This window comes from Nocardia sp. NPDC050793, from assembly GCF_040654065.1.
Classification (GTDB): Bacteria; Actinomycetota; Actinomycetes; order Mycobacteriales; family Mycobacteriaceae; genus Nocardia.
The window spans coordinates 941,530-955,432 of the sequence record NZ_JBFAHG010000002.1; the positions used below are offsets into that span (position 1 = coordinate 941,530).

Genomic DNA, 13,903 nt, shown 5'->3' on the forward strand with positions numbered 1-13,903 from the left:
GTCTTTTCTCCGGTCGGGCATCAGGTACTGCGGCCAAACAGACATCGATCGAGCAGAGAATTCGCGCGCGCGGCACGGCCGGCACACCGATCTGTTCGGTGGCGCGCGGGTGGGCGTTAGCAGCGCCCTGGCAATTAGCCCTCGCGTTGCCGGAAAACCGGTCGGACGGTGCGGATGCGGGCGTGCCGGATGCCGACCTCTGTCAGGGTCGTGGCTGTGTCCGGTCATGGCGATCCCCATCGACGTTCCATGAAACGCCCGAGACGCAGCGTAAGGCGAGTGTGCTGGCGGTGTGCCCGAAATCGGAGTATTCGCAGTTCACCTCGATGAGGGCCGACTCACGAAAGTGGTGCGCGTCACAAAAGATTCGAATCTGGTATCGCGTGGTCGAGTGGCCCCGCCCGACATCTGGCACCATGGCAAGCATGCTGTCTCGGCGTTGGATGCGGCGACGGCTCGCGGTCGTCGCCATGAGCGCCGCACTGCTCACCGGTGCGGCTTGGGTCGGAGCACCCGTGACCATGGCCGCGCCCGACCAGCCGAGCACCGGGTCATCCGATGGGCCCGGCCCCGCCGAACCGACCACCGCGCCTGCCGACACGCCCTCGATCGAGCGCATCGAACCGATCACCGACCGCAGGCTGCGCGTGTTCGTGAAATCGCCCGCGATGAGCCGCACCGTGCAGGTGCAGGTGCTGCTGCCGCGCGACCGGAGCCACAGCAGGCCGACCGTTTACATGCTGGACGGGCGCAGCGCCGAGGCCGACAGCAACAACTGGCTCGAACTCGGTCACGCCGACCGCTTCTACGAAGACAAAGACGTGAACGTGGTGTTCACCGTCGGCGGCCCGGCCAGCTTCTACACCGATTGGCAGCGTCCCGATCCGGTACTCGGCACCAACCGGTGGGAGACCTTCCTGACCAAGGAACTCCCACCGCTCATCGACACGGAATTCCAGGGCAACGGCCGCAACGCGATCATGGGCGTCTCGATGGGCGCTGAGGCCGCGATGATGCTCGCCTTCCGGAGGCCGGAGCTCTACCGTGCGGTGGCGGCGCACAGCGGCTGCTTCTCCACGGGCACCGATATGGGCCAGACCCAGGCCCGCGCCGTGGTGGCCACCTATCAGGGGCAGCCGGACAACATGTTCGGCGACGAGAGTCATCCGGACTGGCTGGCCCATGACGTGGTGCTGCACGCGGAAGCGTTGCGCGGCAAGGCGATCTACCTGTCCGTCGGCAACGGTCTGCCCGGCAAGTACGACGTGCCCGGCAAGACGGACGTGGTCAGCACCATCGGATTCGGCGGACCGCTGGAGGCCGCGACCAACGCGTGCACCCGCAGGCTGGTCGACCGCTTCACGTCGCTCCGCATTCCGGTCACCGCGAATTTCCGTGCCACGGGCACGCATTCGTGGCCGTACTGGGGTGACGAGCTCGCCGCCTCGTGGCCGACGGTGTACCCCGCGATCCGCTGACGGCGCTGGGTGCGCCGATCGGCGGCCGAGTGGGGACGCCAACTGGCGAGGCCGATCTCAGGAGCAGGGCACGCTCGAACTCGGCAGCCGCGTGGCGACGCCGACCGGCGGCGCGCCTCATCTCAGGCGAAGCGCGCCAGCACTCCAGGGTCGGTGGCGAAGTCGAGGAACCGGTCGTTCTCGTGCGGATCGCCGACGGTCACCCGGACACCGTCCGTTCCGTACGGCCGCACCAGCACACCGGCTTCCGCGCTCGCCTCGCCGAACTCCGTGCTGCGCGCGCCGAGCGGCAGCCAGACGAAATTGGTCTCGCTCGGCGGCACCGGGTAACCGGCCGCGAGCAGTGCCGCACGCATCCGATCGCGCTCCAGGATCACCGCGTCGGTGCGCTCGAGCAGCTCGTGGCGCGCCTCCAGCGAGGCGATCGCCGCGGCCTGAGCCACCCGGTTCACGCTGAACGGGATGTGCACCTTCATCATCGCGGCGATCACCTCCGGATCGCCGACCGCGTAGCCCACGCGCAGACCCGCGAGCCCGTATGCCTTCGAGAAAGTGCGCAGCACAATCACATTCGGCCGGTCGCGGCCCAGCTCGACGCCGTCGGGGCGCTCCTGCGGAGTGAGCCGCAGGTACTCGTAGTACGCCTCGTCCAGCACGATGAGCACATGCGAGGGGACCGCGTCCAGGAAGCGGATCAGCGCCTCGCGGCCAAGCGCGGTACCGGTCGGGTTGTTCGGGTTGCAGACGAAGATCAGCCGGGTGTTGCCGGTCACCGCGGCCGCCATTGCGTCCAGGTCGTGTGTCAGCTCCGGCGTCAACGGGACCTGCACGGCCGTCGCGTTCCCCACCTGGGTGACGATCGGGTACGCCTCGAACGAGCGCCAGGCGAACAGCACCTCGTCGGTCGGTGCGGCGCAGGTGATCTGGACCAGCTCCTGGCACAGCGCGACGCTGCCGCAGCCCACCGCGACGTGCTCGGGCGTGACCCCGAGGAACTCGGCCAGCGCGGCGCGCAGCTCGCTCGCCTGGTTGTCCGGGTACCGGTGGGCGAGCTCGGCCGCCTCGGCGATCGCCTTCGCGGCGGCGGGCAGCGGGGGCAGGGTGGTCTCGTTGCTGGCCAGTTTGACCGCGCCCGGATGGCTGCGCCCGGGCGTGTAGGCCGGGATGGCGGAGAGGTCGGGCCGGATGCGCGCTGTCACCCCTCCACCCTAAATGGCCCGCGGTGAGCGCCGGCCTGCCGTCCCTCCGCCTCCGCCGCGGCCGTGCGCGGGCCACCGACCGACGCCCGGCTGTGCCGGAATTGCGGCTCCATACCGGAAATGTTGCGGGCAATGGCCGCTCACGTGCAATTTCTCGCGAATACAAGCGGCTCGCCCTAGGCTGGTTCCATGTCGGGCATTTATGACGATATCGCCGTGCTACGCGGTGGCGAAGACCTCGAGCAGCGCCCCACCGAAGGCAGCCGGGTGCCCATCACCGTCATCGAACCGGAGGGCAATTCGCGCGGCGGAATCGTGGTGTTGCACGAATCTCGGGACTTCAGCGGCGGACTGCTCGAGTTCATGCGGGCGCTGGCCATCGAGGGTTGGACCGTCGTCGCGCCCAACCTGTTCCACAGGGCGAACGGCGGCGACCCCGCGCACGAGGTCTTCGGCGATGAACTCTTCGACGATTTCGACGCCTGCTTCGACTGGCTGACCCGCCGCGGCGTCTTCCCCGACTGCATCGGCGTGCTCGGCTTCGACCACGCGGGCACCGCAGCCTTCCTCGTCGCCACCAACCGGCCGATCGGCGCCGCGGTCAGCATCGCCGCCTCCGGCATCACCGAACCGCTCACCGCCGAGGCCGAGGCGCTCGTGCGCGTCGCCCCCGACCTCCAGGCTCCCTGGCTCGGCCTCTTCGGCGCCGACGACCCGTCCACCCCGCCCGACGACGTCGACCGCCTGCGCGACGCCGCGGCCCGCGCCTCCGTCGCCAGCCTGGTGGTCACCTACCCCGGTCTGCACCACCGCGCGGACCACCCCGGCGCCGAGGGCGAGGACAACAACTCCGCCATCGACTCCCAAACCCGGATCTTCGACTGGTTCGACAGCAACTTACGCTGATAACCAGGCGTTTTGTTATCCGGACGTTGGGTCATGTAACCTTCATGCTCGGCGGTTCGAAAGGACCGGTGCCCTCGAAGAGAAGGCTCCAGGAGGCGTGCCAGAGCGGCCGAATGGGACTCACTGCTAATGAGTTGTCCCTTCACGGGGACCGGAGGTTCAAATCCTCTCGCCTCCGCCACACCCGGTTCGCCGGGTGACAACTGAACAGGTACTGCGCCCGTAGCTCAACGGATAGAGCATCTGACTACGGATCAGAAGGTTGGGAGTTCGAGTCTCTCCGGGCGCACATCGCGAAAGCCCCCGCCGAAAGGCGGGGGCTTTCGCATTCCACGGACAGCTGCGGGCTTGTGCTTTGTGTCACAGTCCCCTCAACCCGGACGCGGTCGTGGGCGTCGACCTCGGGATCAAGCACCTCGCGGTGCTGTCCGAGGCGGTGCCCGGCGTGACCGATGTCGAGGGGATGGTGGCCAACCCGAAGCATCTGGATCGTGCTCGAGGAGGCTGGCGCTGGCTCCAGCGGCGAGCTGCTAGGCGACGACGGCCGAAAGGTGTCGAGCCGTCACAACGCTGGCTGCGGACCAACAGGTCGATCGCCCGGGCTCACACCCGGATCACCAACGCGCGAAGCAACGGCCTGCATCGGTTGACCGCCGCGTTGACGGGACGATTCGGAACGATCGTCATCGAGGATCTCAATGTCGCAGGGCTGCTCCGGAATCGGCGTCTCGCTCGAGCGATCGCCGATACTCTCGTTTCCCTCCTACGCCCGCGCTTACTTGCAATCGAGGACGAAAGCACGATTTGTGGGCCGAAGCGGGGGTAGTCGCGTCAACGCCAAGCGGGGAGAGTGGGCAGGGGAGCGGTCAGGTCGTGTCCGGGGGAGCGGCCGATGAGCCAGGCGAGGAGGGAGTGGGCGGGGCCCATGACGGTGTGGGTCGGGGCGCCGGGGGTGAGGGTGGCGGTGAAGTCGAGGTCGGTGGCTTGGATGTCGAAGGGCGGGGTGGCGGGGTCGAGGGTTTTGGCGAGGTCGGCGGCGACGCGGGGGAGGGCGCGGGCGACGAAGGAGGCGGGCCAGTCGGCGGGGGTGTAGGAGGCGGCGAGGTCGACGTGGTGGATTTCGACTTCGAGCAGGCGCATCCAGGGGATTTCGGCGGCGGGGATGGCGCGGCCCGCGCGGGTGCGGACGATGGCGGTCCAGTTTTCCGGCGACGCGGTGCTCGCGAGTGCGGACCAGCGGTTGGCGGCGGCCTCGATGTCGCGGAGTTGTTCGGCGACCGGTCGCGGCGCGCCCGCGTCGATATCGAATTCGCGCAGGAACGGGCTCGCGTACTGCGGGGTCTCGATACCGGTCCGCGCCCAGATCAGCAGATTGACCAGGCTGTCGGCGTTGCGCGCGAGGTGGGCGAGCACATGTCCGCGGGTCCAGCCCGGCAGCGGCGAGGGTTCGATGACGTCGCCGTCGCGTAGACCGCCCACGGTCTCGAGCAACCGGGCGGTCGCGTCGGCGACTCGGTCGAGCAGATCGTGCGGGGTCGGATCCTGCGCGTCGCTGGTCACGATGTCGACCTTACTCAGCGACGAGGCGATCGGCGGGTCGATCGGCGACGACCGCGTCGGCCTCGATCTCCACCAGCAGGGCGGGTGTGATGAGCGCTTTCACCTCGTACATCGACGCGGCGGGCCGGATCGAACCGAACACCTCGGCGTGCGCGGCGGCGACCTCGGGCCACCGGCCGATGTCGGTGACGAAGATCCGGGTGCGGACGACGTCGGCCATGCGCGCACCGGCTTCGTCGAGCGCGGCGGCGATGCGGCGCAGGGCCTCCCTGGTCTGCTCGCCGATGTCGTCCCCGCCGACCGCGGTACCGCCCGGCGCCGCGGCGGTGGTCCCGCTGACCGCGACGAAACCGCCGACGCGCACGGCCCGTGAGTAGCCGACCACGTCTTCGAACTCGGATTCGGAGGAGATGTTCACACGCTTGGTCATGGCGACAGCATGGCCGCCGCTGTTCGCCGTGGCCAACAATTAACCTCGGTGTCGACTCCGCGATGAGTCGGCGCGATAGGCATGCCGGGTGATTGCCAGACCCGGTCTCCTGTTCTCCTGCTCCGCGATCGTCTGTGCGGCCGCCATGGCCGCGGGTTGCGCGGCCGACGGCGACGGCGCCGATTTCAGTACCGCGCAAGACCGTTCGGTGGTGATCACGCTCGACCAGTTGCTGGCCGCGACCGGCGGACGCACCCCGATCGCGCTGACGGCGGAGCCGGAGCACGGCACGGTCGTCCGGCGTGACGACGGCGCGTTCGAATACACCCCGGCCGCCGGTTATCAGGGGACCGACGGGTTCACGGTCACCACGAGCGACGCGGTCCGCCTGTACGCCACCGACATTCCTTCGCTCGGCGAGTTCGGCGGAATCACCGTGCAGGGCAGCGGTTTCGGCTCCGCGTTGACCCCGGTGCCCGGCCGCGCCGACGAGTTCTACGGACTCACCGACCGCGGCCCGAACGTCGACGGCCCCGGTAAGAACGAAAAGATCGCGCCGACACCGCGATTCGTTCCCAAGATCGGCCGATTCCGGCTGGAGGGCGCCCGCGCGGTGCTCCAATCCACCATCGAGCTGCGCCGCGCCGACGGCACCCTGTTCAACGGTCAGGTCGACGTGGCCGCGAACACCGGCGAGACCATCAAGGACCTGGACGGCACGGTGCTGCCCGCCACCGATCACGGCCTCGACCCAGAGGGTTTGGTCGCACTGCCCGACGGAACGTTCTGGGTCTCGGACGAATACGGTCCGTTCCTGGTGCATTTCGACGCTACGGGTAAGGAGATCGAGCGTCTCGCCCCCGGCGCGGGTCTGCCGAAGGAACTCGCGCTGCGCACCCCGAATCAGGGCATGGAGGGTCTGACCGTCACGCCGGACGGCAACACCCTGGTCGGCGTCATCCAAAGCGGTCTGAAGACACCGGGCCTGGACGGCTCGGCCAAGGACGTTCCGATGACCCGCATCGTCACCGTCGACCTGAAGACCAAGGCGCAGCGCGAATTCGTCTACCCGCTGGCGAATCCGAAACAGACCAAGGTCGCGGTCTCCGAGATCACCGCGCTGAGCGCCACCACCTTCCTGGTGGACGAGCGCGACGGCAACTTGGCCCCGAAGTCGGACAAGAAGATCTGGACCATCGACATCTCCGGCGCGACCGATGTCGGACCCGAGTCGAAGGTGCCCGGAGCGCAGTACGACCCGGAGCGCGGCGGGCTGCTCGTGGCAGGCAAACCGTTGGAGACGCTGGTGGGCCCGGTCTCGACCGATGATGCGGTGGCCGCGCTGGGCAAGGCGGGCATCACGCCGGTCGCCAAACAGCGCAACCTGGATCTCACCGCGCTGGTGGCCGGCCTCGACGCGCAGGGCCGCTTCTTCGGCCACGACAAGATCGAGGGCGTCGCGAGCCCCGACGGCGGCAAGACGATCTATATCGCCAACGACAGTGACTTCGGCCTGGCCGCGAGCGAGGGCGAGCAGCCGCCGTTCCGCCTGAAGCCCAAGACGCTGCCCGACGGACGCCAGGACACCGGCGAGATCCTCGTCGTCGACACCGCGAAGCTGCCCGCCGCCACCGAAACCCACCGGGTGCGCGTCACGGTCGGCTGATCGGTTCGGTCCACTCTCTGCCCTCGATGACCACTGCAACGGCCAGCGTGAGCAACCACAGCGACATCGACCCGACCTGGATGCGCTGGGCGATGCCGAGCGCGTATTCGCCGGGCAGGTTGTCGGCCACCAGCAGCCACACCGTCGCTGCGGCACCGATCGTCAGCACGACCACCCCGAACTCGCGCAGAATCCGCCAGCGGTGGTAGCGGAATGCCGCCAGGCTGAACGCGAACACCGCGACCGCGATCGAGGTGACCGCGAGGGTGCTTGTCAGCGCGTGCGGCTGATGCAGCTGCGGAAACAGCTCGCTCGGCCCGCCGCAGCCCGGCTCACCAGGGGTGCAGTCGCGCAGCGGGAGCAGCGCGTCGGCGATGGTCGCGGCGCCGAAGCAGGCCAGCGCCACCCAGCCGACGGTGGTGAGCCTGCGCCGCGGGAAGATCAGCAGCCCGCCGAGCGCGGCCGGGATGAGCAGTGCCCCGGCGATCTTGTCGCCCGTCCCGAACACCTCGCGGTATGGCTTGCCTTCCGCGTCCAGCTCGCTGAGGAACTGGTTCACGGGATCGGAGTCGATGGGCAGCACGAACTCCAGCACCCAGGACGAGTAGCAGAGTCCGGCTATCGCGATCGCCACGGCGATCAGCCAGGAAGCGATCGGTGCGCGTCGTTCGGCGATCTTGCTCCCGTCGTCGGTCACCCTGCCCATTGTCCCGAACCGCTCGGTGGGGAGTCCGAGGAAGAACAAGCGTGTTGCCAGCGGTTCGTACGGCATTGACACGGGGTGCACAGGCTACTGTCAGCTTGTCCGGCAAGTCTGGAGTGGAAGCGAGTCAGGAGGTTTCCATGATCGGATATGCGACAGCCGCCGCCGGTTTGGCGATGATGGCGGCCATGGCGGTGTCGGGTTATCTCGCCGCCCACGCTCCACGCACCCTGGTGCGGATGCGCAACCGCTAGCGGTTCGCCCGATTCAGCCGGGATTCCGGCGCAGTGCGGCCTGCACCCGATCGGCTGCGGCGGACGGGTCCTCGTGTTCCCAGATCCGCACCACCTGCCACCCTGCGGCGTGCAGCGTGTCGTCGGTGGCGCGGTCGCGCGCCACATTGCCCGCGAGCTTGGCGGCCCACCATTCGGCGTTGTTCTTCGGGGAGGTCGCGTGATCCGGGCAGCTGTGCCAGAAGCACCCGTCGACGTACACCGCGACCTTGCGCCGCGGAAAGATCACGTCGGCGCGGCGGCGCTGCCCGCGAAGTGGAGCGCGGTCGACGAAATAGCGCAGGCCACGCCGGTGCAGTTCGCGGCGCAGGGCCAATTCGGGTGCGGTCCCGCTGCGCCGCTGCTTGGCCAGTCTGGCACTGGTCACGGCGTCGGTGCGTGGTCGCTCGATCATCGGCTCAGGCCGCCCAGCCGCCCATGCGGTCCAGGTGGTTCTCCATATCGGTGAGGAACCCGTCCGGGAAGCGCAGCGTGCCCATCCCCGCCCTGCGCAGGAACCCGGCGGTGGCGCGCGCGGAGAGCAGCCGTGAGTCGGTGAGGAAGTTCTTCAGGTCCTCGTAGGGTTCGTGCACCGGCCAGCCGGACACCGGCACCCGATAGGCGGTCCCCGCACGGCCCCAGGCCGCCATCGGCCACGGCTGACCGGGCAGCAGGACCTGATCGTGCGGTATCGGATCCAGCGGCGCGGTCAGCCTCGCACCCACCCAGGCCGCCATCCGCACGCTCACCGCGTTGCCGATCAGCTTCCAGCGGTGTCCGTGCCGGATGCCGCGCACCGTGGTGGCAGGCGCGGTCCAGTCGGGGGCGAAGCCTTGCAGCAGTTCCCCGTCGATGAGGCCCGGTGTCACGATCTCGCCGGACGGCAGCCGAACGGCAGGCGGGCTCGCGATGCCGAGCGCCGACCCGCCTTTCAGGGTTGGCACCGCGTTCACCGCCCATCCGAGCCCGCGCACACCCTCGGTCCAGTAGAAGCCGCACGGGTCGCTGTCGGCGTCGCCGAGCTCGAGCGGGCCCGCGTCCTCGCCGAAGAGTACGCGGCGCGGATCCTCGGTGCGCGAGGCAAGCATGAGCACGCGCTGGCGGCGCTGCGGCAGGCCGAACGCGCGCGCGTCGACGACGCGGTATGCCCAGGTGTAGCCGAGCTCGTCCAGCGCCTCGGTGATGTGCCGCATGGCCGCGCCGCGGCCCAATTGCAGCATGAAAGGGACGTTCTCGATCAGCAGCCAGCGCGGCCCGCGCTTGCGGCGCACCAGACGGAACACCTCGTCGACCAGTCCCGAGCGCTGGCCGGTGATGCCCGCGGTGCGTCCGGCCTGCGAGAGATCCTGACAGGGGAACCCGGCCGCGACGAGTTCGGTGCCCGCCGGGATGCCGCGCAGCCTGGTGATGTCGGTATGCAGCGGAACGTCGGTGAAGTGGGCCGCGAGCACCGCCTGCGCGCCCGCGTCGATCTCGCAGAGCAGCTCGGAACGCCAGCCGTGCTCGGCGAGGCCGAGCTCGAGTCCGCCGATCCCGGCGAACAGCCCGACCATCCGCCCGCCCGTCACAGTCATCCCTTCTCGCGATTCCACGACGGGCGCGAACACGTCCGCGCTCCGTGCCCCGCACAGCACGTTACTCGAGCCCTCCGGCGCGGACCACCGGGAGGACCCACCCGCGGCGCATCGGGCTCCCCGGGCCCACCGACCAGGACGCGGTACGGATTCGCGTGTCTTGCTGCGGATTAGCTCGGGCTCCTCGATAATGCGAATCGGCCGGATCACGACCACGGTTGCTTCTCCCGCTTGGCCTTTCGACGCCGCCGCGTCGACGCGCAGTTCCCGGAACACTCATGCGATCGCCAGGAAAGTGAGTCTTGATGCAGCTTCCGTCCACCGAGCGTGGCACCTTCCCCGATGTCGTGGTGACCAGCCTCGCGGCGACCACATCGATCGCGGGCGATGTGGACTCCACCTGGAAGGGCTTACTGAACGGCGAGAGCGGCATCGATGTCCTCGACGATCCGTTCATCGACCAGTTCGAGCTGCCGGTACGCATCGGCGGGCACCTGAAGGTCACGCCTCGTTCCTGCCTCAGTGTCGAGGAGGTCCGCAGGCTGGCCTACGTCGAGCAGATGGCCACGGTGCTCGCCCGCGAGGTCTGGCGCAACGCGGGCAGCCCCGAGGTGGACCGGGATCGGCTCGCCGTCTCGCTGGGTACCGGCCTCGGCGGCGCGGAGGCCATGATCGACCAGCGCGACAAGATGCACAACGGCGGCTACCGCAAGGTTTCTCCGTTGGCGGTGCAGTGGATCATGCCGAACGGACCGGCCGCCTGCGTCGGCATGGAGGTCGGTGCGCGTGCGGGCGTCTGCACGCCGGTCTCGGCGTGTTCGTCCGGCTCGGAGGCGATCGCCAACGCATGGAAGATGATCGCGATGGGCGACGCCGACATGGTCGTGACCGGCGGCGTCGAGGGTTCCATCCAGGCGGTGCCGATCGCCGCGTTCACGATGATGCGCGCGATGAGCACCCGCAACGGCGATCCGAAGGGCGCGTCGCGGCCGTTCGACGTGGACCGCGACGGGTTCGTCTTCGGTGAGGCGGGCGCGATGATGGTGCTGGAGACCGAGGAGCACGCCAAGGCCCGCGGCGCGACCATCCACGCCAGGCTGCTCGGCGCCGGTATCACCTCCGACGGATTCCACCTGGTCGCCCCCGACCCGGAGGGCACCGGCGCCGCGCGCGCGATCACCAGGGCGATGGAGATCGCCGGGCTGGCGAAAAGCGATGTCACGCATATCAATGCGCACGCCACCGCGACCCCGATCGGCGACACCGCCGAGGCGCGGGCGATCGGCAAGGCGGTGGGCTCGCACGCGTCGGTCTACGCCCCGAAATCGGCGCTCGGCCATTCGATCGGCGCCGTCGGCGCACTGGAGTCGGTGCTCACCGTGCTGAGCGTGCGCGACGGCATCGTGCCGCCGACGCTGAACCTGGACAACCAGGACCCCGACGTCGACCTGGACATCGTCAAGGGCGGCGCACGGCAGGGACGCATCGACTACGCGATCAACAACTCGTTCGGTTTCGGCGGGCACAACGTGTCGATCGCGTTCGGAAGATACTGAGCGACTGGAAAAAGGGGCCACTGGGAAGACGGGGCCACTGAGAGGGCAGGACCTTCGGGAAGACGGAAGGCGGCGGGTAATGCCCGTTCGGTATGACTCCGTGCGGCAAGACCTGCTAACCTTCCCGACGCTCCGCTGTCGATCTGTGTTCGGTGTCACTGCACGGTTTTCGTGCGTGCGTTGGAAAAGGATGGCGATGATCCGCGAAACCTTGGACGACTATCTGGACGAGCAGGGCAACATCACGATCCCGGGCGACAAGACCCTGATCGACTTCGTCGAACAGCACGCGGCGACGAACCCGGACGGTCTCGCGTACCGCTTCATCGACTATTCACGCGAACGCGAGGGCGAGTACCGCGACCTGACGTGGGGCCGATTCGGCGTGCGGCTGCACGCGGTGGCGGCCCGGTTGCAGCAGGTCGCGCAGCCGCGCGACCGGGTAGCGATCCTCGCCCCGCAGGGCTTGGACTACGTGATCTCGATCTTCGCCGCGGTCTACGCGGGCACCATCGCGGTGCCGCTGTTCGATCCGGACGAGCAAGGGCACACCGACCGGCTGCACATGGTGCTCGCCGACTGCGCCCCCTCGGTGATCCTCACGGTCTCGACGGCGGCGTCGGGCGTGCGGAAGCTCTTCCGTCATCTGCCCGCGAAGCAGCGCCCGCGCATCATCGCCGTCGACGCGATACCGGACGGCGTCGGCGCGAGCTGGGTGCGCCCGGACATCGACATCGACAGCATCGCCTACCTGCAATACACCTCGGGTTCCACCAGGACGCCCGCGGGCGTGGAGATCACCCACCGCGCCGTCGGCACCAACCTGCTGCAGATGATCGACGCCATCGGCGTCACCGAGAATTCGCGCGGCGTCACCTGGCTGCCGCTGTTCCACGACATGGGCCTGCTGTGCGTGATCTTGCCGACCATCGGCGGCGGGTTCATCACGATCATGTCGCCGAGCGCGTTCGTGCGCCGACCCTATCGCTGGATCAAGGAGCTGGCCGCGGCTTCCGACGGCGCCGGAACCTTCGCCGCCGCACCGAATTTCGCGTTCGAGCACGCCGCGGAGCGCGGGTTGCCGAAGCCGGGCGAGAAATTGGACCTGTCGAACGTCATCGGGTTGATCAACGGCAGCGAACCGGTCTCGGTGACTTCGATGAAGAAGTTCAACGACGCGTTCGCCCCCTACGGTCTGCCCAAGACCGCGATCAAGCCCTGCTATGGCATGGCGGAGGCGACCCTGTTCGTCTCGGCGACCAGGGCCGCGGACGAGGCCAAGGTGGTCTACGTGGACCGGGGCGAGCTCAACGCGGGCCGGATGGTCGAGATCGAGCCAGGCACCGACAACGCCATCGCCCAGGTGTCGTGCGGCTATGTCGCACTGTCGCAGTTGGCCGCGATCGTCGACCCGGAGACCGGCGTCGAGCGGCCGGACGGCGAGGTCGGCGAGATCTGGCTGCACGGCGACAACATGGGCAACGGTTACTGGAGGCAGCCCGAGGAATCCGCGGCGACCTTCCACAACCGGCTGCGGCGGCTGCCCGAAGGCAGTCGCGCGGAAGGCGCCGCCGAGGACGCGAAATGGATGCGCACCGGCGATTTCGGCGCGTACTTCGATGGCGAGCTGTACGTCACCGGCCGGGTGAAGGACCTGGTGATCGTCGACGGCCGCAACCACTACCCGCAGGATCTGGAGTTCTCGGCGCAGGAGGCGAGTACGGCGCTGCGCCCCGGCTTCGTCGCCGCGTTCTCGGTGCCCGCCAATCAGTTGCCCGCGGAGGCGCTCGACCAGGGCGGTGCGGGAACGCGATTCGACGCCGAGGACACCTCCGAACAGTTGGTCGTCGTGGCCGAGCGCGCTACCGGCGCGGCCAAGGCGGATCCGGGCCCGATCGCCGAGGCGGTGCGCGCCGCCATCGCGCAGCGCCACGGCGTGACGGTCCGCGATCTGTTGCTGGTGCCCGCGGGCTCGATCCCGCGCACATCCAGCGGAAAGATCGCCCGGCGCGCCTGCCGCACCGCGTATCTGGAGGGCACGCTGCGCGGCGGGTACCGGCAGCAGTCCTTCCCGGACGCGCTGGACCGCGAGCCGGAGGGCGTGGGCGTTCACTGAGTAGTTCGACAGCGGGCGCTCGTTCGGGAACGGGCGCCCGCGGTCTTACAGGGGGGTTTCGACCGTGTAGTCGAACTCGCGCACATCCGCGCCGACGATCCGGGTCTCCAGACCGCCCGAAGGGCCTTTCCCACGGAAGCGTTCCGCGTCGGCGCGCGACGACCACCGCTCGTACACATTGACGCGATCGGGTTCGACCAGATCCGCGCCGAGACAGAAATCCAGGCAGCCCTCGGCCGCCCGCGCCTGTTCGACGACCTCCCGGCATCGCGCCAGATAGTCGTCGCGATCGGTGACCCGTAGGTATCCGGCGACGATCAGCATTACCGCAGCTTAGACCCGCTGCGCGAGTGCGGTGCGGCGAAAATCGGTTGGCCGGAACGCTCGGCGGTGCGACCCTGGGATGTCGGACCCCGATGCGAACATCGCCGGGCGCCGCATCA

At 68.9% G+C, this 13,903-nt stretch carries 13 protein-coding genes and 2 tRNA genes; 8 read left to right on the forward strand and 7 right to left on the reverse strand.

What is annotated here, in order from left to right; genetic code table 11:
- Positions 1-425: 425 nt before the first annotated feature.
- Positions 426-1,478 carry an alpha/beta hydrolase family protein gene (locus AB0H50_RS09735; RefSeq protein WP_357449012.1) on the forward strand — a complete coding sequence of 351 codons (1,053 nt, stop codon included), beginning with the start codon at positions 426-428 and terminating at the stop codon, positions 1,476-1,478.
- A 122-nt stretch (positions 1,479-1,600) separates the two neighbouring features.
- Here the strand turns inward: AB0H50_RS09735 and hisC are convergent, their stop codons facing one another.
- On the reverse strand, positions 1,601-2,677 hold the full coding sequence (gene hisC, locus AB0H50_RS09740; RefSeq protein ID WP_357449014.1) for a histidinol-phosphate transaminase: 1,077 nt from the start codon (positions 2,675-2,677) through the stop codon (positions 1,601-1,603).
- Positions 2,678-2,866: 189 nt separating this feature from the next.
- Here hisC and AB0H50_RS09745 point away from each other — a divergent pair, with 189 nt between their 5' ends.
- The 4 genes from AB0H50_RS09745 to AB0H50_RS09760 all read left to right on the forward strand — a co-directional run bounded on the left by AB0H50_RS09745 (position 2,867) and on the right by AB0H50_RS09760 (position 4,409).
- Positions 2,867-3,583 carry a dienelactone hydrolase family protein gene (locus tag AB0H50_RS09745; RefSeq protein WP_357449016.1) on the forward strand — a complete coding sequence of 239 codons (717 nt, stop codon included), beginning with the start codon at positions 2,867-2,869 and terminating at the stop codon, positions 3,581-3,583.
- 91 nt (positions 3,584-3,674) lie between these two features.
- Positions 3,675-3,764: transfer RNA gene (locus AB0H50_RS09750), tRNA-Ser, on the forward strand.
- 35 nt (positions 3,765-3,799) lie between these two features.
- Positions 3,800-3,872, forward strand: a tRNA-Arg gene (locus tag AB0H50_RS09755).
- A gap of 66 nt (positions 3,873-3,938) precedes the next feature.
- Positions 3,939-4,409 (forward strand): transposase, encoded by a 471-nt coding sequence (locus AB0H50_RS09760; protein ID WP_357449417.1) that lies wholly within the window; start codon positions 3,939-3,941, stop codon positions 4,407-4,409.
- A 5-nt stretch (positions 4,410-4,414) separates the two neighbouring features.
- Here the strand turns inward: AB0H50_RS09760 and AB0H50_RS09765 are convergent, their stop codons facing one another.
- Both AB0H50_RS09765 and AB0H50_RS09770 read right to left on the reverse strand, forming a co-directional pair.
- On the reverse strand, positions 4,415-5,143 hold the full coding sequence (locus AB0H50_RS09765; RefSeq protein WP_357449018.1) for a maleylpyruvate isomerase family mycothiol-dependent enzyme: 729 nt from the start codon (positions 5,141-5,143) through the stop codon (positions 4,415-4,417).
- Between the two features lie 10 nt (positions 5,144-5,153).
- Positions 5,154-5,573 carry a RidA family protein gene (locus AB0H50_RS09770; protein WP_357449020.1) on the reverse strand — a complete coding sequence of 140 codons (420 nt, stop codon included), beginning with the start codon at positions 5,571-5,573 and terminating at the stop codon, positions 5,154-5,156.
- Between the two features lie 88 nt (positions 5,574-5,661).
- On the opposite strand from AB0H50_RS09770, the gene AB0H50_RS09775 reads away from it, so the two are divergent.
- Positions 5,662-7,239 (forward strand): esterase-like activity of phytase family protein, encoded by a 1,578-nt coding sequence (locus tag AB0H50_RS09775; RefSeq protein ID WP_357449022.1) that lies wholly within the window; start codon positions 5,662-5,664, stop codon positions 7,237-7,239.
- Here the strand turns inward: AB0H50_RS09775 and AB0H50_RS09780 are convergent.
- The 3 genes from AB0H50_RS09780 to dcm form a co-directional block, all read right to left on the reverse strand.
- Positions 7,226-7,936, reverse strand: coding sequence for a DUF998 domain-containing protein (locus AB0H50_RS09780; protein WP_357449024.1), 711 nt, complete (start codon positions 7,934-7,936; stop codon positions 7,226-7,228). The two genes, AB0H50_RS09775 and AB0H50_RS09780, sit on opposite strands and share 14 nt — an antisense overlap.
- A gap of 273 nt (positions 7,937-8,209) precedes the next feature.
- A complete protein-coding gene (locus AB0H50_RS09785; protein ID WP_357449026.1) occupies positions 8,210-8,629 on the reverse strand; it encodes a very short patch repair endonuclease in 420 nt (139 codons plus the stop codon).
- A 4-nt stretch (positions 8,630-8,633) separates the two neighbouring features.
- Positions 8,634-9,788 carry a DNA (cytosine-5-)-methyltransferase gene (dcm, locus tag AB0H50_RS09790; RefSeq protein WP_357449028.1) on the reverse strand — a complete coding sequence of 385 codons (1,155 nt, stop codon included), beginning with the start codon at positions 9,786-9,788 and terminating at the stop codon, positions 8,634-8,636.
- Positions 9,789-10,093: 305 nt separating this feature from the next.
- Here dcm and AB0H50_RS09795 point away from each other — a divergent pair, with 305 nt between their 5' ends.
- Together AB0H50_RS09795 and fadD32 are read left to right on the forward strand one after the other, a co-directional pair.
- Positions 10,094-11,344 (forward strand): KasA/KasB family beta-ketoacyl-ACP synthase, encoded by a 1,251-nt coding sequence (locus AB0H50_RS09795; RefSeq protein ID WP_357449030.1) that lies wholly within the window; start codon positions 10,094-10,096, stop codon positions 11,342-11,344.
- A gap of 196 nt (positions 11,345-11,540) precedes the next feature.
- Positions 11,541-13,460 carry a long-chain-fatty-acid--AMP ligase FadD32 gene (gene fadD32, locus AB0H50_RS09800; RefSeq protein ID WP_357449032.1) on the forward strand — a complete coding sequence of 640 codons (1,920 nt, stop codon included), beginning with the start codon at positions 11,541-11,543 and terminating at the stop codon, positions 13,458-13,460.
- A gap of 45 nt (positions 13,461-13,505) precedes the next feature.
- Here the strand turns inward: fadD32 and AB0H50_RS09805 are convergent, their stop codons facing one another.
- The gene (locus AB0H50_RS09805; RefSeq protein ID WP_357449034.1) at positions 13,506-13,784 is read right to left on the reverse strand and encodes an antibiotic biosynthesis monooxygenase family protein; all 279 of its coding nucleotides are present in this window, start codon (positions 13,782-13,784) and stop codon (positions 13,506-13,508) included.
- Between the last annotated feature and the right edge of the window lie 119 nt (positions 13,785-13,903).

What these genes read in the sequence shown, in the direction of transcription:
- fadD32 (WP_357449032.1), top strand. Translation starts at nt 11,541, where the DNA reads ATGATCCGCGAAACCTTGGACGACTATCTGGACGAGCAGGGCAACATC.
- AB0H50_RS09785 (WP_357449026.1), bottom strand. Translation starts at nt 8,629, where the DNA reads ATGATCGAGCGACCACGCACCGACGCCGTGACCAGTGCCAGACTGGCC.
- AB0H50_RS09770 (WP_357449020.1), bottom strand. Translation starts at nt 5,573, where the DNA reads ATGACCAAGCGTGTGAACATCTCCTCCGAATCCGAGTTCGAAGACGTG.
- AB0H50_RS09745 (WP_357449016.1), top strand. Translation starts at nt 2,867, where the DNA reads ATGTCGGGCATTTATGACGATATCGCCGTGCTACGCGGTGGCGAAGAC.
- AB0H50_RS09735 (WP_357449012.1), top strand. Translation starts at nt 426, where the DNA reads ATGCTGTCTCGGCGTTGGATGCGGCGACGGCTCGCGGTCGTCGCCATG.
- AB0H50_RS09795 (WP_357449030.1), top strand. Translation starts at nt 10,094, where the DNA reads ATGCAGCTTCCGTCCACCGAGCGTGGCACCTTCCCCGATGTCGTGGTG.
- dcm (WP_357449028.1), bottom strand. Translation starts at nt 9,788, where the DNA reads ATGACTGTGACGGGCGGGCGGATGGTCGGGCTGTTCGCCGGGATCGGC.
- AB0H50_RS09805 (WP_357449034.1), bottom strand. Translation starts at nt 13,784, where the DNA reads ATGCTGATCGTCGCCGGATACCTACGGGTCACCGATCGCGACGACTAT.